Origin of the sequence: Pseudofrankia sp. DC12 (assembly GCF_000966285.1) — a bacterium.
Classification (GTDB): domain Bacteria; phylum Actinomycetota; class Actinomycetes; order Frankiales; family Frankiaceae; genus Pseudofrankia.
In genome coordinates, this window is the sequence record NZ_KQ031391.1 from 5,544,524 (window position 1) to 5,566,069 (window position 21,546).

15 protein-coding genes are annotated in these 21,546 nt (G+C 73.0%); 11 read left to right on the forward strand and 4 right to left on the reverse strand.

Translation table 11 applies throughout. The annotated features are described in order from the left end of the window. Positions 1-141: 141 nt before the first annotated feature. The gene (locus FRADC12_RS22310; RefSeq protein WP_045878101.1) at positions 142-675 is read right to left on the reverse strand and encodes a hypothetical protein; all 534 of its coding nucleotides are present in this window, start codon (positions 673-675) and stop codon (positions 142-144) included. A gap of 569 nt (positions 676-1,244) precedes the next feature. Here FRADC12_RS22310 and rplU point away from each other — a divergent pair. The 4 genes from rplU to proB all read left to right on the forward strand — a co-directional run bounded on the left by rplU (position 1,245) and on the right by proB (position 4,995). Continuing rightward, a complete protein-coding gene (rplU, locus tag FRADC12_RS22315) occupies positions 1,245-1,562 on the forward strand; it encodes a 50S ribosomal protein L21 (protein ID WP_045880039.1) in 318 nt (105 codons plus the stop codon). 4 nt (positions 1,563-1,566) lie between these two features. Further along, positions 1,567-1,830, forward strand: a complete 264-nt coding sequence (rpmA, locus tag FRADC12_RS22320) for a 50S ribosomal protein L27 (RefSeq protein WP_013423136.1) — start codon at positions 1,567-1,569, stop codon at positions 1,828-1,830. A 278-nt stretch (positions 1,831-2,108) separates the two neighbouring features. Further along, positions 2,109-3,878, forward strand: a complete 1,770-nt coding sequence (gene obgE, locus FRADC12_RS22325) for a GTPase ObgE (RefSeq protein ID WP_084011108.1) — start codon at positions 2,109-2,111, stop codon at positions 3,876-3,878. A gap of 1 nt (position 3,879) precedes the next feature. Next, entirely contained in the window at positions 3,880-4,995 is a 1,116-nt protein-coding gene (gene proB, locus FRADC12_RS22330) for a glutamate 5-kinase (protein ID WP_045878102.1), read from the forward strand. A 42-nt stretch (positions 4,996-5,037) separates the two neighbouring features. Here the strand turns inward: proB and FRADC12_RS34080 are convergent, their stop codons facing one another. Further along, positions 5,038-8,346 (reverse strand): AAA family ATPase, encoded by a 3,309-nt coding sequence (locus tag FRADC12_RS34080; RefSeq protein WP_045878103.1) that lies wholly within the window; start codon positions 8,344-8,346, stop codon positions 5,038-5,040. Beyond that, positions 8,346-9,740 (reverse strand): exonuclease SbcCD subunit D, encoded by a 1,395-nt coding sequence (locus tag FRADC12_RS22340; protein WP_045878104.1) that lies wholly within the window; start codon positions 9,738-9,740, stop codon positions 8,346-8,348. Before FRADC12_RS22340 ends, FRADC12_RS34080 begins: the two co-directional genes overlap by 1 nt. Before the next feature lie 723 nt (positions 9,741-10,463). Between FRADC12_RS22340 and FRADC12_RS22345 the strand changes: the two genes are divergently transcribed. Together FRADC12_RS22345 and FRADC12_RS22350 are read left to right on the forward strand one after the other, a co-directional pair. Then, complete coding sequence (locus FRADC12_RS22345) at positions 10,464-12,716, forward strand: MMPL family transporter (protein ID WP_045878105.1); 2,253 nt, start codon at positions 10,464-10,466, stop codon at positions 12,714-12,716. 255 nt (positions 12,717-12,971) lie between these two features. Continuing rightward, complete coding sequence (locus tag FRADC12_RS22350; RefSeq protein ID WP_045878106.1) at positions 12,972-14,228, forward strand: glutamate-5-semialdehyde dehydrogenase; 1,257 nt, start codon at positions 12,972-12,974, stop codon at positions 14,226-14,228. 126 nt (positions 14,229-14,354) lie between these two features. Here FRADC12_RS22350 and FRADC12_RS28670 read toward each other — a convergent pair whose 3' ends face one another. After that, positions 14,355-15,335 carry a glycosyltransferase family 2 protein gene (locus FRADC12_RS28670; protein ID WP_052711090.1) on the reverse strand — a complete coding sequence of 327 codons (981 nt, stop codon included), beginning with the start codon at positions 15,333-15,335 and terminating at the stop codon, positions 14,355-14,357. 269 nt (positions 15,336-15,604) lie between these two features. Here FRADC12_RS28670 and aceB point away from each other — a divergent pair, with 269 nt between their 5' ends. The 5 genes from aceB to FRADC12_RS22380 all read left to right on the forward strand — a co-directional run bounded on the left by aceB (position 15,605) and on the right by FRADC12_RS22380 (position 21,481). Next, the gene (aceB, locus tag FRADC12_RS22360) at positions 15,605-17,248 is read left to right on the forward strand and encodes a malate synthase A (RefSeq protein WP_084011109.1); all 1,644 of its coding nucleotides are present in this window, start codon (positions 15,605-15,607) and stop codon (positions 17,246-17,248) included. Between the two features lie 247 nt (positions 17,249-17,495). Next, positions 17,496-18,380 (forward strand): AAA family ATPase, encoded by an 885-nt coding sequence (locus tag FRADC12_RS22365; RefSeq protein ID WP_045878107.1) that lies wholly within the window; start codon positions 17,496-17,498, stop codon positions 18,378-18,380. A 58-nt stretch (positions 18,381-18,438) separates the two neighbouring features. Next, positions 18,439-19,860 (forward strand): vWA domain-containing protein, encoded by a 1,422-nt coding sequence (locus FRADC12_RS22370; protein WP_045878108.1) that lies wholly within the window; start codon positions 18,439-18,441, stop codon positions 19,858-19,860. Positions 19,861-19,996: 136 nt separating this feature from the next. Continuing rightward, complete coding sequence (locus tag FRADC12_RS22375; RefSeq protein ID WP_157488985.1) at positions 19,997-20,197, forward strand: hypothetical protein; 201 nt, start codon at positions 19,997-19,999, stop codon at positions 20,195-20,197. A gap of 6 nt (positions 20,198-20,203) precedes the next feature. After that, entirely contained in the window at positions 20,204-21,481 is a 1,278-nt protein-coding gene (locus tag FRADC12_RS22380) for an FxsB family cyclophane-forming radical SAM/SPASM peptide maturase (protein ID WP_084011110.1), read from the forward strand. Positions 21,482-21,546: the final 65 nt, after the last annotated feature.

Below are 21,546 nucleotides of genomic sequence, written 5' to 3' on the forward strand. Positions count from 1 at the left end.
CGGGCCCGGGCCAGCCAGATCAGGCTGGTCCCGGGCCTGGCCTTCCGGGTCGGGCAGCCTTCTCAGACAGCGTGGCGCCAGGCGACGCCTGGGTGTCCCGACAACCGGGTCTCCGGCGGCTTGGCGTCCGCCGGCCTGCTGTTAGGCGACGTGGCGCCGGACCCGCGCCGCCAGTGCGGCCGCCGGGCGTTCGCGGCGCAGGGGCCCACGCCGGCCCAGTTGTGGATGCCGGCCGGCCGGTGTGGTGGGTCCGGCCGCCGGGTCCGCGGTCTCGGCCCTGGGAGCCGGGCGCGCGGCGGCGTCGCGGCGGGACAGAGCATCGCGGCGGGACAGAGCATCGTGGCGGGAGCGGGCATCGTGGCCGGCCTCGGCCAGCATGCGGTCGAGGATCGCGCGGGACTGGTGCAGCGCGCCGTCCACCGCGGCCTTGGCCCGGTCCTGGTCGCCGAGCTGGAGCGCGTAGGTCGCGACGACGAGCGTCTGCACCAGGTCGTCCTGGTCGCCGAGGTGGGCGGCCGCGTCACCCTGCCTGGCCGCCGTGATCGCGGCCGAGAGCCGGGCCGCGATCACCGGGCCGTGCAGCATGAGCCAGCAGGCCAGCGGGACCGCCAGGAGCGCGACCAACGCGACCGTGCCGGCCACCCAGGCCGCCGTCTCCCAGGCCGCCTCGGTCATCGCGCTGCCGCCCTGCCGACTCGGCCGCTCATGTCCGTCCTCCCCGCCCCGTCGGACACTTCCGTCGCAGTGTCCATGGTTCCCTGGCGAGTGGGCCGTCGCCATGACACATCTGGATCACCCGGTTGTGATCCGCAGCTAGGCTGGGAGTCACCCAGCTGGGCCCGGCGATGTACCCATCTGAACTGGCTATCGACGCAAAGTAACCAGGGGAGTCGTCGGCTTCGGTGGGGTGTCGAATTCCGTCATCGGGGCGATGCGGCCTGCCGAAGCGAGCCGCCTGCGGCGGGAGTCGATCGAGGCAGTGGCGGTGCGCACCAACGGTCCAGGGACCTGTAAGGTAGAGCGACACGGGGTAGGTTTGGCGCCCACTCCGGACGGGCGCGTGCCCGCCCCCAACACGGCACGGCAACACAAGAGGGTTGACCCAGACGGCGGTTGGCGTTGACGGTCGGCCGCTCGTGTTCTGGGGCGAGGCCGGCGCGCACGGCTTGTGGGGCGCCTTGAGGAGATCAGCTCGCGCGGCGTCGGATGACGTGGCGCGCGGGCCACAGGAGCAGGGAGAACTGGTGTACGCGGTCGTTGCCAGCGGTGGCAAGCAGCACAGGGTCGCCGTCGGCGATGTGGTCGATGTCGAGCTTCTGCCGGGTGCGCCGGGTGCGGCCGTGAACCTGGTGCCGGTGCTTCTCATCGACGGCGAGTCGGTGACCACGGACAAGGGTGCCCTTGAGGCCGCCGAGGTCACCGCCGAGGTCGTCGGCGTCGTGAAGGGTCCGAAGATCCGGATCCACAAGTTCAAGAACAAGACCGGCTACCACAAGCGGCAGGGTCACCGTCAGAAGCTGACCCGGCTGAAGGTCACCGGCATCGAGACCAAGAAGGCCTGAGCGGATGGCGCACAAGAAGGGCGCGAGCTCCTCGCGCAACGGTCGTGACTCCAACGCCCAGCGACTGGGCGTGAAGCGGTTCGGTGGCCAGTATGTGAAGGCGGGCGAGATCCTCGTCCGTCAGCGCGGCACCCACTTCCACCCGGGCGCGCTGGTCGGGCGCGGCAAGGACGACACGCTGTTCGCCCTGGCCGAGGGCCACGTCCAGTTCGGCACCCGCGGTGGCCGCCGGGTGATCAACGTGCTCGCGCTGGAGCCCGCGGCCTAGCTGCCGCCGTTGGTCCCGCGCGGGCCCCTGAGGAATCCACGCGAGCGTCGTCGGCGGTTCTCGGGTCAGCTACCAGGATCCGCCGCGACTATGACGGCCCGAGGGTCGCTCCCCAGGACCTGTCGACCGTCACGGGACAGCAGAGTAGATCGTCGAAGCCGCGCTGGGCACGGGACCATTGCCCGGCGCGGCTTCAGCCATGTCCGCGATCCCGCGCGCACGGCGGACGAGATCCGCAATACCGGCCATAGGGCCGGCAGACCAGGAGAGGCCAGGCAGTGCCGACGTTCGTCGACCGGGTGGTTCTGCACGCCGCCGCCGGTGACGGCGGGCACGGGTGCGCGTCCATCCACCGGGAGAAGTTCAAGCCGCTGGGCGGCCCCGACGGTGGGAACGGCGGCCGAGGGGGCGACATCCGCCTCGTCGTCGACCCGGGCGTCACCACCCTCCTGGACTTCCACTTCCACCCGCACCGCCGGGCCACCGGCGGCCGGCCCGGTCAGGGCTCCAACAAGAGCGGCGCCGACGGGGAGGACCTGATCCTCCCGGTTCCCGACGGCACGGTCGTGCTCACGCCGGACGGCGAGGAGATCGTCGACCTGGTCGGGTTCGGTAGCTCGTTCGTGCTCGCGCAGGGTGGCCGCGGCGGCCGGGGGAACGCCGCGCTCGCCTCGGCCCGGCGCAAGGCGCCCGGGTTCGCTGAGCTGGGTGAGCCTGGGGAGAGCCTCGAGGCCGTCCTGGAGCTGAAGTCGGTCGCCGACGTGGCGCTGGTCGGCTACCCGAGCGCCGGCAAGTCGTCACTGGTGTCGGTGCTGTCCGCGGCCAAGCCGAAGATCGCCGACTACCCGTTCACCACCCTCGTTCCGAACCTCGGCGTGGCGCAGGCCGGTGACCTGCCGCCCTACACCGTCGCCGACGTGCCAGGCCTCATCCCGGGTGCGAGCCAGGGCCGCGGCCTGGGGCTGGAGTTCCTGCGCCACATCGAGCGCTGCTCGATGATCGTGCACGTTCTCGACTGCGCGACCCTCGAACCGGACCGGGACCCGCTCTCCGACCTCGACACCATCGAGCACGAGCTGGCGGCGTACTCGACCGGTCTCGCCGGCCGGCCGCGCCTCGTCGTCCTCAACAAGATCGATGTGCCGGACGCCCGGGAGCTCGCGGAGATGGTCACCGCCGACCTGCGGGCCCGGGGCCTGGAGGTCTTCTCGATCAGCTCGGCCACCCGGGAGGGCGTGCGGCAGCTGTCGCTGTACCTCGCCGGAATGGTCGCCGAGCACCGCCGGTCCACGCCGGCCCAGGCGGCGACGCGGATCGTGCTGCGCCCGAAGGCCGTGAACGAGGTCGAGTTCGCGGTCCGTGCGCTGGACGGCGGTTACGTCGTCACCGGTGCGAAGCCGCTGCGCTGGGTGCGCCAGACCGACTTCAGCAACGACGAGGCGATCGGGTTCCTCGCCGACCGGCTCGCTCGGCTCGGCGTCGAGACGGAGCTCGCGAAGCTCGGCGCCGAGCCGGGCGCCGAGGTCACCATCGGTGACGTCACCTTCGACTGGGAGCCGACGCTGTCCGGCCGCGGTGCGCTGGCCCAGTACGCGACGGGCCGTGCCGAGGCGGAGACCGCGGGGGTGGCCACCGTCGGTGGCAGCGGCAACCGGCGCGCCACCGAGCCCGTGATGGGCCCGCGCGGCAGCGACGACCGGCTGCGCACGTCGGTCCGGCTGACCCGCGCCGAGCGGCTGGCCCGCCGGGCCGGCGTGGCCGTCGACGACGACGCCCAGGCCGCGTTCGAGGCGGCGGGGGATGGCGACGACGAGGTCTTCGTCGACGAGGACGGTGTCGTCACCCGGACCGGCGCGCGCGACGTGGGCTGGGACGACGCCGTGTGGAACGACGACGAGGGCTCGGCCGACGGGAACTGGGCCGACAACGACGACGAGGATGACGAGGACCGGGACGGCGAGGCGGACGGCGGCCCGACGGTCGTCTGGGTCGGCGACGACGGCCGGGAGACGACTGTGCCTCCCGCCGCGGCCCACGACGAGGACTGACGTGCGTTCGTTCGTCCAGAACGCGCAGCGGATCGTCGTCAAGGTCGGGTCGTCGTCGCTGACGAGTGCCGCCGGCGGCCTGGACGCCGAGCGGCTCGGTGCCCTGGTCCGGGCTGTCCGCCCGCTCGCCGGCGGACGGCTGGTGCTGGTGTCGTCCGGCGCGATCGCGGCCGGTCTCGCCCCGTTGGGCCTGTCCCGCCGGCCGCGTGACCTGGCGACCCTGCAGGCGGCCGCGAGCGTCGGGCAGAGCGCGCTGGTGCACCAGTACGCGGAGGCGTTCAGCCAGTCTGGCCACAAGGTCGGCCAGGTGCTGCTGACCGCGACCGACGTGGTCCGCCGCGCTCACTACCGCAATGCCCGCACCGCCCTGGACCGGCTGCTGGAGCTCGGCATCGTCCCGATCATCAACGAGAACGACGCGGTCGCCACGCAGGAGATCCGGTTCGGCGACAACGACCGGCTCGCGGCCATCGTCGCCCACCTGGTGTCCGCGGACCTGCTGGTGCTGCTGTCCGACGTCGACGGCGTCTACGACGCGAACCCCCGGCTCGGGCCGGCGAACCTGGTGCGCGAGGTCCGCTCGGACGCGGATCTCGACGGCCTGTCGGTCAAGGGCGCCGGCGCGGCCGGCGTCGGCACCGGCGGGATGGCGACGAAGATCGACGCTGCGCGGATGGCGGCGTCCGGCGGGGTGACCACGATCGTCACGTCGACGGCCAGGGCGGCGGAGGCACTGACGGGCGCCGAGGTCGGCACGGTCTTCTACCCGACCGGCCCGCGCCGAGCCGCCCGGCTGCTCTGGCTCGCGCACGCGACCGCGCCGATGGGCCGCCTGCACCTGGACGCCGGCGCGGTCGCCGCGGTGGTGGGGCGCAGCGCGTCCCTGCTGCCCGCCGGCGTGACCTCGGTGGATGGCGACTTCTCCGCCGGCGACCCGGTCGAGCTGGTAGACCCGGCCGGGCGTCCCATCGCCCGTGGGCTGGTCGCCTTCGACGCGGACGAGCTGCCCGGCATGCTCGGCCGCGGCACCGCCGAGCTGGCCGCCGACCTCGGCCCGGGCTACGACCGCGAGGTCGTCCATCGCGACGACCTCGTCCTGCTGCTGCCCTCCCGCTGAGCCGGCAGCCGGCCCCGGATCCCGCAGGGCCCTGAGCCGCCGTCAGGCCGTGGTCTCCACCGTGCTGCCACTGGGACCCTTACGGACCTGGATCTGCGTCGGGATGCGCAGGCGCAGGTCGGCGACGTGGCTGACGACGCCGACCAGACGGCCGCCCGCGCGCAGCTCGTCGAGGACGTTCATGACCTCGTCGAGGCTGTCCGGGTCGAGCGTGCCGAAGCCCTCGTCGACGAACAACGTGTCGATCGCGTGGCCGCCGGCCTCGGTGCTGACGACGTCGGCGAGGCCGAGCGCGAGCGACAGCGCGGCCTGGAAGGTCTCGCCGCCGGACAGGGTCGCCGTCGGGCGGGACCGGCCCGTCCAGGCATCCACCACGAGCAGCCCGAGGCCGGCCTTGCGGCGCCGGTCGCGGCGTTCGCCGGTGTCGTGGACGAGCGTGTAGCGCCCACCGCTCATCGCCGCCAGCCGGCGGCTCGCCGCCTGCGCGACCTCCTCCAGCCGGGCCGCCAGCACATAGCTCGACAGCGGCATCCCGTGCTGGTTGGCCGGCGCCCGCCCGGCCGTGAGATCGGCCAGCTGGCGCAGCTGTTCCGCCGCCGCCCGCCGGGGCGCGAGCGCCGCGTGCGCGCGGGCGAACTCGTCGACCAGCTCCGCAAGCCGGCGGGCGCGTTGCGCCGCGGTCGCGGCGCTCGCCCAGGCCTGCTCGTGCGCGGTCCGCGCCGCCGCGGCCGCGCGCTCGTGCCTGTCCAGGTGAGCCGACGGGTCGTCGGCCGCCGCCGGGTCGCCCGCCGCCGGGTCTGTCGTCGCTGGGTCTGTCGTCGCCGGGTCCGGGGCCGCCAGCCGCGACCGGGTCTCGACCCGCTCGTCGTGGTGCGCCTGGACGCGGGCCTGCGCGTCGGCCAGCCAAACTGGCTCGCGGACCGCGGCGAGCGCGGCGCCCGGGTCCGCGAAACCCGCCTCCGTCGCCGCGTCGGTGGCCGCGGCCTCGGCGCGGCGGAGCTCGTCGTGTGCCCGGGCGGCGGCCCGCACAGCCTGCTCGGCGTGGGTGCAGGCCCGAGCGAACCTCGCGACCGCGTCCACCTGGCTCGCCAGCCGGGCCGGGTCGCGCAATGCCGGCGGCACCGTCGCCCGCGCCGCGGCGGCCCGGTCCCGCGCCGCCGCGGCCCGCAGCCCGGCCGCGCGCTCCTCGGCGCGATGGGTGGCGAGATCCGTATGGGCCCTGGTCTGCGACTCGACGAGCGCAGCGAGATCGGCCTCGGCCTCGGCCAAATCACGGGCGCCCGAGGCCGCCTGGGCCGCCGCCGCGGCGAAGGCCCGGGCGGCCGCGTGGATCTCGCCGGCCGTCCGGTCCGGTTCGGCCACGTCGGCAGGGGCGTCGTCGGCGGCCAGCAGCACCGCCTCGTCGAGCAACGTGCCGCGCAGGTCGGCGAGCATCTCGGCGACGGCCGCCGCGGGGTCCTCGCCAGGTCCCTGCTCGCCGGCTCCCGCCGTGCCGGGTTCGCCCACGCCCTGATGGGGCCGGCCGGTCGCGGTCTCGTCCGTGCTCGCGTCGGTGCGGTCGGTCTCGTCGTCGGCGAGTGCGGCGGGGGAGCGCAACGCGGCCGCGCGCAGCGTCCTGACCCGGCCAGTCAGCCCGGCGACCCGGTCTCGTGCGGCTCCGGCCGCGGCCTCGCGCCGGTTGGCCTCCTGCTCGGCTTCCTGCTCGGCGTCCTTGCTGACGTGGTCGGCGCGCACCTCGGCCGGGTCGGGATGGTCGAGCGCGCCGCACACGGGGCAGGGCGTGTCGTCCGCCAGCGCGGCGGCGAGCTCGGCGGTGATCGCGTCGAAGCGTTGCTGGCGCAGCTCGATCGCGCGGGTCCTGGCCTGGGTGGCGCTCGCGGCCGTGTCGGTCGACTCGGCGAGCGCCCGCCGGTGCTCGCGCACCGCGTCGGCCAGGTCGGACAGCTGGCGGGACCGCTCGGCGAGCGCCGGCGCGAGCCGCGCCGCGCGCCTGGCGGCGTCGGCCTGACCCTGGGCCACGCGGCGCCGGGCCGGCAGCGTCGTGGCGATCTCGGTTTCCCGGATGGCGGCCGCCTGGGCGTGCCCAAGCGCCTCGCGGTCGGCCAGGTCGGCCTGCGTCTCGTCGTCGCGGGCGGCGTCGAGCACGAGGCCGAACCGCTCCAGCCGGCCCGACTCGGCGTGGGCGTCGGCGGCGAGGGTCGCCAGCTCGTCGGCGGTGGCGTCTGGCCTCACCCGAGGCCGGTCGCCCGCGGACCCGTCGCCCGCCGCGACGGCCGCCGCGGCCGCCGCGGCCCGGGCCTGCGCCTGCGTGCCCTCGGCCTGGGTGGCCTCGGCACCTCGGCGCAGGGTCTCGGTGATGGCGCGGCTGACGGCGCCGGCCCGGGCCGCGGCGGCGAGCTCGGTGGCGAGCTCAGCGACCAGAGGCGCCTGCTCGTCGAGCTCGGCGAGGCGGGCGAGCAGCCGAGCGCGCTCCTCGGCCCGGCGGACCGCCTCACGGGTCGCGGCGAGCGCGCGTTCGGCCTGCTCGCGGAGCTGCCCCGTCTCGTCTCGGTGCCGGTCGGCCGTCGCGGCCGTCGCGGCGGCGTCGTTGGCGAGCGCCCGGGCCCAGTCCGGCCCGGGTGGATCGTCGGTGGCCCCGCCGCGGCCGGAGCCGACGGCCTCGGCGGTGGCGTCGCCGGCGTCCGGCCGGCCCGCCGCCTCGGTGACCTTGGCATGGACCCGGTCGAGGTCCTGGCGGGCGAGGCCGTGGTCGTCGGCGGCGCGCTTGGCCCGGTCGGCGAGCCACTGCTCGACGCGCTCGAACCGCCCGACGCTGAACAGCTGCTTGAGCAGCGCCTCGCGGGCGTCATTGTCGGCATGCAGGAAGTCGGCGAACCGGCCCTGGGGGAGCATCACGACCTGGAAGAACTGCTCCGGCCGCATGCCGAGGTGCCCGTTGACCTCCAGGCCCACGTCCTCGTTGCGGGTGGCGTCCGGCGCCCAGCCCGAGCCGGTCCACCGCTCGAGCAGCGCGGTCGGGTGCTGGCGCTGGGTGCCGTCGCCGCGTCGCCGCGGCCGGTCCCAGCCGGGCGACCGGGTGACCCGGAAGCGCCCGGCCGGCACCGAGTACTCCAGCCGCACCCGTGGGGCGACGTCCGGTGAGGCGTGATGTGACCGCAGGTCGCGCACGCCCCGCAGGCCGGGGACGGTGCCGAAGAGCGCGAACCCGAGGGCGTCGAGCAGCGTCGTCTTGCCGCCGCCGGTCTCGCCGCACAGCAGCACCAGCCCACCGGCGCCGAGCCGGTCGAGGTCGAGGTCGACCTCACCCGGGAAGGCGCCGAACGCGACCAGCTCCAGCCGGTGCGGGCGCATCAGGCCTCCCCGCGGGCATCGGCCCAGGTCGTCGCGGCGGTCAGAGCCTCGGCCAGCTGGGCGCGTTCGTCCGCGTCGGCGGGCCTGCCCCGCGCGAAGTCGACGAAGTCCGCGGCGACGCCGAGGTCGTCGCGTCCACGGGTCCGCTGCATGAACGTCCGGCTGTCGGGCGCCGGGGCATGCTCGGGCTCGTGCCGCAGCACCAGGGTGTGCGGGAACCGGGCGCGCAGCCGGCTCATCGCGTCGACGGGGCGGGCGTCGTCGGTCAGTACCACCGCCACCAGGTCCTCGACGTGCTCGCCGTACTCCAGCCGGGTGAGCAGCTGCTCGATCGGGCCGCGCAGGACCGTCATCCGGCGGTGCACCGGCACCGGGACCGGCTCGACGCGGGCCAGTCCCGCTGGTCCGAGCTCGACGAGCAGCGAGGCCTTCGCGTCCTGCGTCTCGGAGAACGAGTAGGCCAGCGGCGAGCCGCTGTAGCGCAGGTCGGCTCGGCCGAGGACGCGCTGCGGGCGGTGCAGGTGGCCGAGCGCCGCATAGGTGATGCCGTCGAACAGGGCCGCGGGCACGTGCGCTGCGCCGCCGACGCCGAGGTCGCGCTCACTGTCGCTGCCGGTGGCCCCGGTGACCCACGCGTGCGCGACGACGACCGACCGGGCGCCGGGATGGTCGGCCAGGTCCGCCCGGACGGCGGCCATCGCTCGGCGCATCGTCGCGGCGTGCGTCAGCGCCGTGGCCCGGGCCCGGCGGCGCCCGTCGTGGAACGCCGGCGGGCGGGGGACGGCGGGCACCAGGCTCGGGGCGAGCTCGTCCTCGTCGAACAGCGAGACCATGCCCGGGAAGGGGGGCTCGGCTGGCCCCTCAATCACAGCCGGGGACGGCAGCCCCGGTGCGGGCTCGCCAGTTCGCTCCTGCGCTCCAGCGTCGAGGTCCACGTCGGCGTCGAGCTCGTCGGCCGGGTCATCCACCGCGGGAAGCACGTCGGTGACGGCGGCCGGCTCCAGGTAGGGGACCGGGTAGACCCGGACCGGCCCGAACCTGTCCTCGACGACGACCGCGGACGCCAGCCGGGCCGGATCGGTGCGGATGCTGACCCGGGGGTCGAGCAGCCCGGCCTTGTCGCCGAGGCGCGCGGCGGCGTCGTGGTTGCCGCTGATGACGACCACCTGGGCGCCGGTGTCGCGCAGCCGGGACAGTGCCTCGTCGAACAGCCGTAGCGCGCCCACCGGGGGGATCGCGCGGTCGTGCACGTCGCCGGCGACCACGACGAGGTCGACCCGCTCGGTGCGGGTCACCTGAACGAGGTGGTCGACGTACGCGGCCTGCGCGGCGGCGAGGTCGAAGCCGTGCAGGCGCCGTCCGAGGTGCCAGTCGGACGTGTGCAGGACGAGCATGCGCGCCTCTCCCCTGTCGAGCCTCGTCGTTCGCGCGTCCCGCTCTGGTCGCGTCGCGACACCCTGGTGCACCCATGATCGTAAGGCTGGGGCCGTGGCGGGCCGCATCGCGTGGCCGAGCGGGCGGGTGCGCCGCTGCCGATACGCGGGGGTGCGTACCCGGAGTGTCGCCCGTGGGCGGACGACGCGGCGCCGGGGGGGCGGGCATGCTCGCCTCCATGACGCGATCCAGGCCGGGCCGGCCGGCCATGGCCCGGCGACGCGCCCGGAGCGAGTGGCGGCGCCAGTCATGTGGCGTATCTCACTTCACGCCTTCGGGCGCTCTGTGGGCCGGCTCGCGGCGGTCGGAACCTGCGGCGCGCGCTCGCCAGGCCATCTGATGCTCAGGCGCAGGTGCGACCAATGTCTGAGTAGAGACTTGTTGAGCGAGTGAGATAATGAGATAGTGAGGCCAACCGGAGGATGGCGGCGTCCACCGCTGATCCGCCGAAAACCTGATGGCGCCAGCTGGGGACGGCGCCATCATCGAGACGTGGGCTGGCCACGACGCGTCACACCCGGCCAGTACGGTCCGTGCCAAACCAGCGGTCCCGCTCCGGCGGGCCCGGCTGCTCGCAGGCACCGCCGCGTCATCCAGATCAGCACCTGCCTCGACGGGCCGTTCGGCCGGACCGCGCCCGTCGCCACCGAGCCGAGACCCGAAAGCCGACCGGGAGAGACACGATGACCAGTGACCTGGCCGCGGAGGAACGCTCCGGGACCGCGCCGCCGCCCCCGCCCGCCACGCCCAGCTCCGGGCGTCGCCGGCCATGGTTCGTCTATGCGTTCGGGCTCGCCGCGCTCGTCGTCTTCCTGATCGCCGGCGGTGGCTTTCAGTTCCAAGGAAAGCTCAGTCAGGTCCAGAAGAACGACCAGGCCTCCTACCTGCCGGGATCCGCGGAGTCGACCAAGGTCCAAACGGAATCTGAGAAGTTCCAGGACATCGCGACGATCCCCGGCTTCATCGTCTACCAGCGGGCCGGCGGTCTGACCGGCGCGGACAAGACGAAGATCGCCGCTGACCGCGCCAAGTTCGGCACGGTCGACGGAGTTGCAGCCGACCAGATCGGGCTGCCGCAGTTCTCCAAGAACGACTCGGTCGCCTCCACAGCCGTCCCGCTCATCGGCAAACACGGCGACACCGCGGTCAACGGCGACGACCTCAGCAAGACCGAGAAGGCCGTCATCGACGTCGCCAAGGCGGGCGCGCCGACCGGCCTCGTGGTCCACAGCGCGGGCGCGGGTGGTCTGCTGGTCGCGTTCATCGACGCGTTCGGCGGCCTCGACGGCCAGCTGCTGCTCGCCGCGGGACTGGTCGTCATCATCATCCTGCTGGTCGTCTACCGCAGCCCGGTGCTCTGGTTCTTCCCGCTGTTCAGCGCGGGGCTCGCGCTCGGCGCGTCCTCGCTGGTCATCTACCCGCTGGCCAAGCACGGCGCACTGACCCTCACCGGCCAGAGCCAGGGCATCCTGTCGGTCGTCGTGATCGGCGCCGGTACGGACTACGCACTCCTGCTGGTCAGCCGATATCGCGAGGAGCTGCACAACCATCGCGGCCGGATCGACGCGATGATGGCCGCCTGGCGCGGGGCCGCCCCGGCGATCGCCGCGTCCGGCCTGACCGTCATCCTCGGCCTGCTCTGCCTCAGCCTCGGCGAGCTGAACTCGAACAAGAGCCTCGGGCCGGTCTGCGCGATCGGTGTCGCCTGCACCGTCGTGATGATGCTGGTCTTCCTGCCAGTATTCCTCGTGGTGGTCGGCCGGTGGGTGTTCTGGCCCCGGATCCCGCGGTTCGACAACCAGGCCGACGTCGCCACCCACGGCGCCTGGTCGCGTTTCGCCACGACCATCGAGAAGCGCTCCCGCCTCGGCTGGATCGGCACCGCCGTGCTGCTGCTGATCTGCGTGGCGTTCCTGCCGACGCTGAAGACCGGCGGTCTCTCGACGCTGGACACCTTCACCACCCAGCCGGACGCGATCGTCGGCCAGAAGATCTACGACGCCAACTTCGACGCGGGCGCCGGAGCCCCGGCCGTGATCACCGCGAGGGCCGACAAGGCCGGCGCCGTGATCGCCGCGGTCTCGAAGATCCCCGGCGTCGACACGAAGCCGGGCTCGGTGTGCGTGGAGGCGAGCTACGCCAAGATAGGTGAGCTGGTCCGTTCCGGGGCCGTCACTCCGGCGCAGCTCGCGGCCAGCGCGACCTGCCCACCCGCCTCGGTCCAGGTCAAACCGGTCGACGGCCGGATCGTGATCGACGCGGCGATCACCGACCGGTACGACACCAAGCAGGCCGAGACGACCGTCATGAACATCCGGGCGGCGGCGCATGCGGTCCCCGGCGCGGAAGCCCTGGTCGGCGGCTCGACGGCGGTCAACCATGACGTCAACGCGGCGTCCCGGCACGACCGCGACCTGGTGATCCCGATCGTGCTTCTGGTGATCCTGATCGTCCTGGGGCTGCTGCTGCGGGCGCTCGTCGCGCCGCTCCTGCTGATCCTGACGGTGGTGCTGTCGTTCGCCGCGGCGCTCGGCGTCTCGGCGGTCGTGTTCAACCACGTGCTCGGCTTCGCCAACGCGGATCCGGCCTATCCACTGTTCGCCTTCGTCTTCCTGGTGGCACTTGGGATCGACTACAACATCTTCCTGATGACCCGGGTGCGGGAGGAGACGCTCACCCATGGCACCAGGGCCGGCATCACCCGCGGCCTGTCCGTCACCGGCGGTGTGATCACCTCGGCGGGCGTGGTGCTGGCCGCGACGTTCGCGGTGCTGGCGGTGCTGCCGCTGGTCACGCTGGCGGAGATCGGCTTCACGGTCGCCTTCGGCGTGCTCCTGGACACGATCATCGTGCGGTCGATCCTTGTCCCGTCGTTGTCGCACGAGATCGGCAGGCGGATCTGGTGGCCGTCGAAGCTGGCCAGGGCCGCCGACTGACGGCGACACCCGCGGGCGGCTGACCGCCGCTCGCACCCGACGAGCGAAGGCCGCGTGGTCCACCGACCACGCGGCCTTCGCCGTCTGGCCCGGCGCCGGGCGGGCACCGGGTCGCCTGGTCGGCCCGGGCCGGTCCGCCCGGCGGTGCTCGCCTGATGCCGCACCGCGGAATCCGGGCAGGTAGCCTCGTTGGATGGCGCGCGGCGCCGGCCCCGAGCCGGGTTGCCCTGTTCGCCGCCGAGAAGGGAACGGGTCATGCAGGTCTCCGCGGATGACGTCCGAGCGAGCGCGGTACGCGCGAAGCAGGCCGCGGCGGTCCTCGCCCCACTGACGCGAGCGGCCAAGGACGCCGCCCTGCTGGGCATGGCGGACGCCCTGCTGGCCCGCGCCGACGAACTGATCGAGGCCAACGCCGAGGACGTCGCCGCCGCGCGGGCGGCCGGCACCGCCCCTGCGCTGGTCGACCGGCTCACCCTCACCGACGCCCGGCTCACCGCGATGGCCGACGGCCTGCGCCAGGTCGCCGGGCTCAACGACCCGGTCGGTGAGGTGCTGCGCGGCCAGGTGCTGCCCAACGGCATCGAGCTGCGCCAGGTCCGCGTCCCGCTCGGCGTCGTCGGGATCATCTACGAGGCCCGGCCGAACGTCACCGTCGACGCCGCCGGGCTCTGTCTGAAGAGCGGCAACGCGGCGCTGCTGCGCGGCAGCGCGTCCGCCCAGCGCTCCAACACCGCGCTCGTCGGTGTGCTGCGCGACGCCGCGGTCGCCGCCGGGCTCCCGGCCGACACGGTGCAACTCGTCCCCGGGGTCGACCACGAGTCGGTCAAGCACCTCATGCGCCTGCGCGGCCTCGTCGACGTGCTCATCCCGCGCGGCGGTGCCGGGCTGATCCGCGCCGTCGTCGAGGAGTCGACGGTCCCGGTGATCGAGACCGGGATCGGCATCTGCCACGTCTACGTGGACAAGGACGCCGACCTCGACATGGCGCTGAAGATCGCGCTGAACTCCAAGACCCAGCGGGTCTCGGTCTGCAACTCCGCCGAGACGCTGCTCGTGCACGCCGGCGTCGCAGCGGAGTTCCTGCCGAAGGTGCTCGGCGTGCTGACCGCGGCCGGCGTGACGGTCCACGGCGACGAGGCCGTCCGCGCGGCGGACCCGACCGCGCTCGTGGCGACGGAGGACGACTGGGCGGCCGAGTACCTCTCGCTCGATCTCGCCGTGAAGGTCGTTCCCTCCCTCGACGCGGCCGTCGAGCACATCCGCCGCTACGGCAGTGGGCACACCGAGGCGATCGTCACCGGTTCGCTCGCCGCGTCCCGGCGGTTCATCGCCACCTGCGACAGCGCCGCGATCATGGTGAACGCCTCGACCCGGTTCACCGACGGCGAGCGGTTCGGCATGGGCGCCGAGATCGGCATCTCCACCCAGAAGCTGCACGCCCGCGGCCCGATGGGCCTGCCCGAGCTGACGTCGACCACCTGGATCGGCATCGGCGACGGGCACATCGTCTGACCGGCGCGGCACCTGCGCCGCGCGCGGGCTGGCTCGCGGCCGTCAGGCCAGCCGCGGCTCAGCCCTGAGCGGGTGCCGCCGCGCGGACACGGTGTTGCCGGCCGCGGGCCGGCGGACCCGCCGTGATCAGCCGAGCCTGCGGCGGGTCTCGACGAGTACCGCGCGAAAACCCCCACCGCCGGCCCGGGCGGACGCGTGCACGAGATGGTCCTTCACCAGCTCGCCGAAAGAGACCGGGTGGCGGGCAATCATGACGACGGCCTTACCGGCGGCGGCGGGGATGTCCTGACGGTTCTTGGCCGCCAACATCAGCTCCTGCCCCGCGGCCTTGAGACCCAGCACCGCCTGCCAGAACGCAAGCCCGGACCGGCGGGCCCGCTCCAGCTCAACGCTGCTTTGCGTGTGCATACGCTCGGCGCGCAGCACGAAAGTGATGCCGTCGAGCATCTTCTGGGCATCGCTCGAGGTGTTTCCGCCGTGCATCCGGTACTCCGCGTAGCAATCCTCGGTGTCCAGGACCGGGTACTGCCGCGCGAGCCGCAGGTATAGCTCGTAGTCGTCGGCGCCGTTCAGCCTGCGGTCCTCGGACCAGCCTCCGGCCGTCGTGAGGAGGGAACGGCGGAACAGCACGGTCGATGGTGGCACGATCCAGGACTGATAGAGCAGCTCGCGGTAGTGATGACGCCGTACCGCCGGCCGTATGCCCGCCGCGCCGGACTCCCACGGCGCGCCGTCGGCCCTGATCATCCGGTTGCGGCCGGAGACGAACGCGGCGCGCGGGTCCGTGTCCAGGAGCTTCGTCGCGTGTGCCAGCGCCCCGGGCACCAAGCGGTCGTCCTGGTCGAGAAACACGACGTAGGCGGTGTCCGTCGCCCGCAGGCCCGCGTTGCGCGCCGCGCCGACGCCCTGGTTCTTCTGCCTGATCACGTCGACCGTCGGGAACCGGGCCAGGACCGAGTCGGGGTCGTCGGTGGAGCCGTCGTCCACCACGATCACCCGCGCCGGCGGCGGTTCTTGTGCCAACGCGCTGGTCAACGCCTCACCGAGAAGTGCCGCACCGTTGTAGATCGGCACAATGACGGTGATCGGCAGCGGCTCTGCCGGCATTCCAGCCTCCTTCTCCGAGGTTCACGGGAAGAGTATTCCGTATTTCTCCTTCATTCACGTAGGAGGCCCCAGGAGTCATGTTTCATAATTTACTTCCGTGTGGAAGATAGGACCGACATTAACGTGAGTGTTAGCGCTTCTCGAGGCGGCGACGGCCACGCGGGACCGGCGGGTCCCTACCGCGCGCGCCCGGATATATCTGTCCAGGCGTCGCCCGCGAGCCCCGCCGCCGCCAGACTGGGGGCTGGCCGGCGAGTGATGGAGGCGCGATGGGTGCGACGGGCGAGGCAGCGGGCGGGACGGACGGCGTCCAGGTCGAGCGGGACGTGGCTGGGCTCGCGGCCGCGGACGCCGCGACGCTGGTGGCGGACGTCCTCACCGACGAGGCGGTGGCGTTCGTCGCCGGGCTGCAGCACGCTTTCGGGGCCCGGCGCCTCGAGCTGCTGGCCAACCGGGCGCGACGGCGGGCCGCGATCGCCGCCGGCGGGTCGCTCGCCTTCCTGCCCGAGACGGCCGACGTCCGGGCCGGCTCGTGGACCGTCGCCCCACCCGCCGCCGACCTGGCCGACCGCCGCTGCGAGATCACCGGCCCGACCGACGCGAAGATGGTCATCAACGCGCTCAACAGCGGCGCGCGCCTGTTCATGGCGGACTTCGAGGACGCCAACGTCCCGACCTGGGCGAACCTGCTCGACGGCCAGCGCAATCTGGCCGCGGCGATCGCCGGCACGCTGTCGTTCACCAATCCGGACGGCCGGGTCTACCGCCTGGGCGAGCGGCCCGCGACCCTGGTCGTCCGGCCGCGCGGCTGGCACCTGCCCGAGCGGCACGTCGTGGTCGACGGCGTCCCCATGTCGGGCTCGCTGTTCGACGCCGGGCTCTATCTCTTCCGGAACGCGCGGGCCCTCGCCGCCGCCGGCCGGACCCCGGCGTTCTACCTGCCGAAGATGGAGAGCCATCTCGAGGCCCGGCTGTGGAACGACGTGTTCACCTCGGCTGAGGAATCCCTGGGCCTTCGCCCCGGGACCATCCGGGCGACCGTCCTGATCGAGACGCTGCCCGCGGCGTTCGAGATGGAGGAGATTCTCTACGAGCTGCGCGAGCACTCCGCCGGGCTGAACGCGGGCCGCTGGGACTACCTGTTCTCCACGATCAAAACGTTCGCCGCCCGCCCCGGCGAGTTCCTGCTGCCCGACCGCAACGCCGTCACGATGACCGCGCCGTTCCTGCGGGCGTACACCGAGCTGCTGGTCTCGACCTGCCACCGCCGTGGCGCGCACGCGATCGGCGGCATGGCGGCGTTCATCCCCTCGCGGCGCGACCCCGAGGTGAACGCTGCCGCTCTGGCGAAGGTCCGGGCCGACAAGGTGCGCGAGTCCGGGGACGGGTTCGACGGCAGCTGGGTCGCGCACCCCGACCTGGTGCCCGTCTGCACCGAGGTCTTCGACGGCGTCCTGGGGACCGCGCCGAACCAGCTCAGCCGGCAGCGCCCCGACGTTCACGTCACCGCCGAGGCTCTCCTTGACGTCGCCGCGACACCGGGCGAGATCACCGAGGACGGGGTGCGGATCAACATCAGCGTCGGGCTGCGCTACCTGGAGACCTGGCTGCGCGGCTCCGGGGCGGTCGGCATCGACAACCTGATGGAGGACGCGGCGACCGCCGAGATCTCGCGCAGCCAGCTCTACCAGTGGGTCGCCGCCGGCGCCAAGCTCGCCGACGGCCGGGTCGTCACCGCCGGCCTGGTCCGCCAGATCCTCGCCGAGGAGGTCGCCCGGCTGCGCCCCGCCGACGCGACCGAGACCGGAAAGGCCGCCGGGAGGTGGGCCGACGCCCTCGAGCTATTCGAGCAGACCGCGCTCGGTGAACCCTTCGCCGAGTTCCTCACACTGCCCGCCTACGACCGGATCTGACCGGTCACGAGTGGTGCCCCGCACGCTGCTGACCAGGAAAGTTATCCACGCGAAACATAACCCTCCGCGCTCATCACATCCCGGACTCGTAGCAGTACGCGATTCTGGCCCGGTGCGCTGGCAATATGGGACGGACGGATAACGGATCCAAGGGGATCAGAGCGACGTGTTGGCCGTGCGCGCCGACTCGACGCCGTGCCGCGCGCGCCGTGCGCGGCGATGAGACGGACGTAGGGCGGGGAAGTCCATGTCGTTGCAGGAACACGCCTTCGCTGATGTCGCGGACGTCCGCGGCCGGTTGCGGGAGACGGGCTACCTCGCCGACGAGGCGATCGCCACCACCCTCTTCCTCGCGGACCGGCTGCGCAAGCCGTTGCTGGTCGAGGGCCCGGCGGGTACCGGCAAGACCGAGCTCGCCAAGGCGCTGGCCGCGTCCACCGGCGCCGAGCTGATCCGCCTGCAGTGCTACGAGGGCCTCGACGAGGCGCGCGCGCTCTACGAGTGGAACTACAAGAAGCAGCTGCTGCGCATCCAGTCCGCGTCCGGCGACGGCGGTGGTGACTGGCGCTCGACGCACGACGACATCTTCAGCGAGGAGTTCCTGCTCGCCCGGCCGCTGCTGTCCGCGATCCGCCGCGACGGGCCGACCGTGCTGCTCATCGACGAGACCGACAAGGCCGACGTCGAGGTGGAGGGCCTGCTGCTGGAGGTGCTCTCCGACTTCCAGGTGACCATCCCGGAGCTGGGCACGATCGCCGCGACCCGCCGGCCGTTCGTCGTCCTGACCTCGAACGCGACCCGTGAGCTGTCGGAGGCGCTCAAGCGCCGGTGCCTCTACCTGAACCTGGACTACCCGTCGGCGGCCCGGGAGAAGGAGATCCTGCTCGCCCGGGTGCCGGAGCTGCCCGAGCAGCTGGCCGAGGCGCTGGTCCGCACGGTCCGCGCGCTGCGGGCGATGGAGCTGAAGAAGGCGCCGTCGATCGCGGAGACCATCGACTGGGGCCAGACCGTGCTCGCGCTCGGTTTCGACTCGCTGGACGAGGAAGAAGTGAAGAGCACCCTGGGTGTGGTGCTCAAGCACGCGAGCGACCATGCCCGCGCGATCAGCCAGCTCAAGCTCGGCGCCAACTGACCCGACCCGGTCGGCAGGGGGTTCGGATGAGCAGGGTTCGGATGAACAGGGGGTTCCGATGAACCTGGTGGACCGCACGGTCGAGTTCACGGCCGCCCTGCGGCGCGCCGGCGTGCCGGTGAGCACGGCCGAGACCGTCGACGCGGCCCGCGCCGTCGGCGCGATCGGCTGGCTGGACCGGGAGGCCGTCCGGGCCGCCTTCGCGACCACGATGTGCAAGCGGCCGCTCTACCGCAATGCCTTCGATACGCTGTTCGACCTGTACTTCCCGCCCCGGATCGGTGACGGCGTCGCCGTCGGCAGGGACGGCGTCACCGGCCTCGGCGACGGCGAGCCCAGCGGCGAGCAGCGTGAGCCGACCCGCGAGGAGCTGGACGCGCTGAAGAAGGCGCTGCGCGAGCAGCTCCAGCAGGCCCTGCTCGACGGCGACGACGAGTCGCTGCGTGACCTCGCCCGCCAGGCCGTCGCCGCGTTCGGCTCCGCCCCCGGCGGCGGGCAGAACGGCCGCTCGTGGTTCGTCTTCCGGGTGCTGCGCGCCATGTCCCCGGACACCCTGCTCGCCGCCCTGCTCGCCGCGATGCTCGGGCCGCAGGAACGCGGCGGGCTCGCCGAGCGGATCGCCCGGCAGACCATCACCGACCGGATCCGCTCCTTCGAGGAGATGATCCAGTCCGAGATCCGCCGCCGGATGGCCGAGGAGCGCGGCCTGCAGGCCACCGAGCGGACCGCGGTCAAGCCGCTCACCGACCAGGTCGAGTTCCTGCGGGCCTCGCACCAGGACCTCGTCGAGCTGCGTCGCCAGGTCTACCCGCTGGCGCGCCGGCTCGCGACGCGGCTGACCGCCAAGCGCCGCTCCGGGCGCACCGGCCGCCTGGACTTCCGGCGTACCGTGCGCGCGTCGCTGGCGACCGGCGGAGTGCCGCTGGAGACCAAGCACCGGCCGCACAAGCCGCACAAGCCGGAACTGGTCGTGCTCTGCGACGTCTCCGGCTCGGTGGCGTCGTTCGCGCACTTCACCCTGATGCTTACCCATGCCCTGCGCGAGCAGTTCTCCAAGGTGCGGGCGTTCGGCTTCATCGACACGACCGACGAGGTCACCCGGTTCCTGCGCGGCGTCGACCTCGGCGACATGATGGGCCGGATCGCCAGCGAGGCGGACCTGGTCTGGTTCGACGGCCACAGCGACTACGGCCACGCCATCGAGGTCTTCGCCGAGCGCTACCCCGACGCCGTCGGCCCTAGGACCTCCCTGCTCGTCCTCGGCGACGCCCGCAACAACTACCGCGCCACCGAGTCGACCATCTTCAGGCGCCTGTGCTCCCAGGCCCGCCACGCCTACTGGCTCAACCCGGAGCCGAAGTCCTACTGGGGCTCCGGCGACTCGGCGACCAAGGCCTACGGCGACATCGTCGACGAGATGGTCGAGTGCCGCAACGTCGAACAGCTCGAAGCCTTCATCGAACGCCTCCTGCCGACCTGATTGCCTGATCGGGCAAACTTCTGACGGATTCGGCGAAATTCGCTGGACTCGGCTGGCACACTTCTCGTGCGGGGCCGTGACAGCGACCGAATGCTCGGACGCGGTGGCTTCCGCCCAGGTGTGCAGGGAGCCGACGATGTTTAATTCCGCCGCCGACCCGATCATGACCGACAACGAGCCGCAGATATCCGCGCTCGACCACGCCCTCGCTCGCCGGGCCTCCGCCGACGGCGATCTGGTCAGTGGCGCCTACGTGCACAACTCTGGCCCGTGTCTGTTCCGGCCCCGCCGTTCCTCATCCGCGTCAGCCGCCCGGCCGGCCGCCGGCGAGAACTGACGGGCGATGCCCGCCGCGCTGCCGTGGCCGGTGCCAGTTCGCGGGCCGGCCACCGCGGGCTCCGCGCCCGCGGCGGCCCGGGCGGCAACGGCATGGGGTGCGCCATTGCCACCCGGGTGGACGCCTACGCCGTTCCGTGAGTTCGTGTTGAAGGTCGCGTCGCGCTGCAACCTCGACTGCGACTACTGCTACGTCTACCATCTGGCCGATCAGTCGTGGCGAGCCCAGCCGCGGTTCATGACCGACGAGACGGCGGCCGCGACAGCGGACAGGATCGCCGAGCACGTGCGGACTCACGAGCTGGACTTCGTGAATTTCCGGCTGCACGGCGGCGAGCCGCTCCTCGCGGGCCCGGACCGGCTGCACCGGATCGTCCGCATTCTGCGCGAGCGCCTTGCCCCGCTGACGGAGGTCATCGTCACGGTGCAGACAAACGGGGTGCTGCTCGACGAGGCGATGGCGGCCTTCCTCGTCGAGGAGGACATCGGCGTCGGGATCAGCCTGGACGGCGACCGGTATGCCAATGACCTGCATCGCACCTATGCCGACGGCCGGTCCAGCTACGACGAGGTGGTCGCGGCTATTCGAATGATGCAGCGGCCCGAGTTCCGCTCGCATTTCCTCGGACTGCTGTGCACCATTCAACTGGAGGCGGACCCGGCCCAGGTTTGGGGCGAGTTGCTCAGACTGGGCGTGGAGGGTGCGGACTTCCTGCTCCCGCACGGCACCTGGGAAAACCCGCCGCCAGGCCTCACCCCGGGCGCCGGTCGAACCCCGTACGCCGACTGGCTGATCCCGCTGTTCGACAGCTGGTTCGACGCGCCGGCCCGGCAGCTCTCAGTGCGAACCTTCGAGTCGCTGTTGCATCTGCTGCTCGGGGGAGTGGGCGCCCACGAGTCATTCGGGCTCGCCCCGGTCGCGCTGGTCGTCATCGAGTCCGACGGCTCCTATGAGCAGGTGGACACGCTGAAGGCCGTCGGGCAGGGCGCTGCCGCCAGCGGTCGAACCGTGTTCACGGACCCGCTCGACGCGCTGTTCGACGTACCCGCCTTCGTGCAGCGCCAGCTCGGGCTGCACGGCCTTTCCGCCGAATGCCACCGCTGCGACGTCGTGGCGACCTGCGGGGCCGGGCTGTTCCCGCACCGCTACCGACCCGGCAGCGGTTTCACCAACCCAACCGTGTACTGCGCGGACCAGTACGCGCTGATCGCCCACATGCAGCGCCGCGTCGAGGACGCTCTCGACCGCCGGGGCACCACCCTGGCGGCCGTCCGCGCCGGTTGACCGGGCGTCGGCCCGCCGCGGCCCGCCACGCCGGCGAGTACCGCTTCGCGCCGGGCGGACTGGCG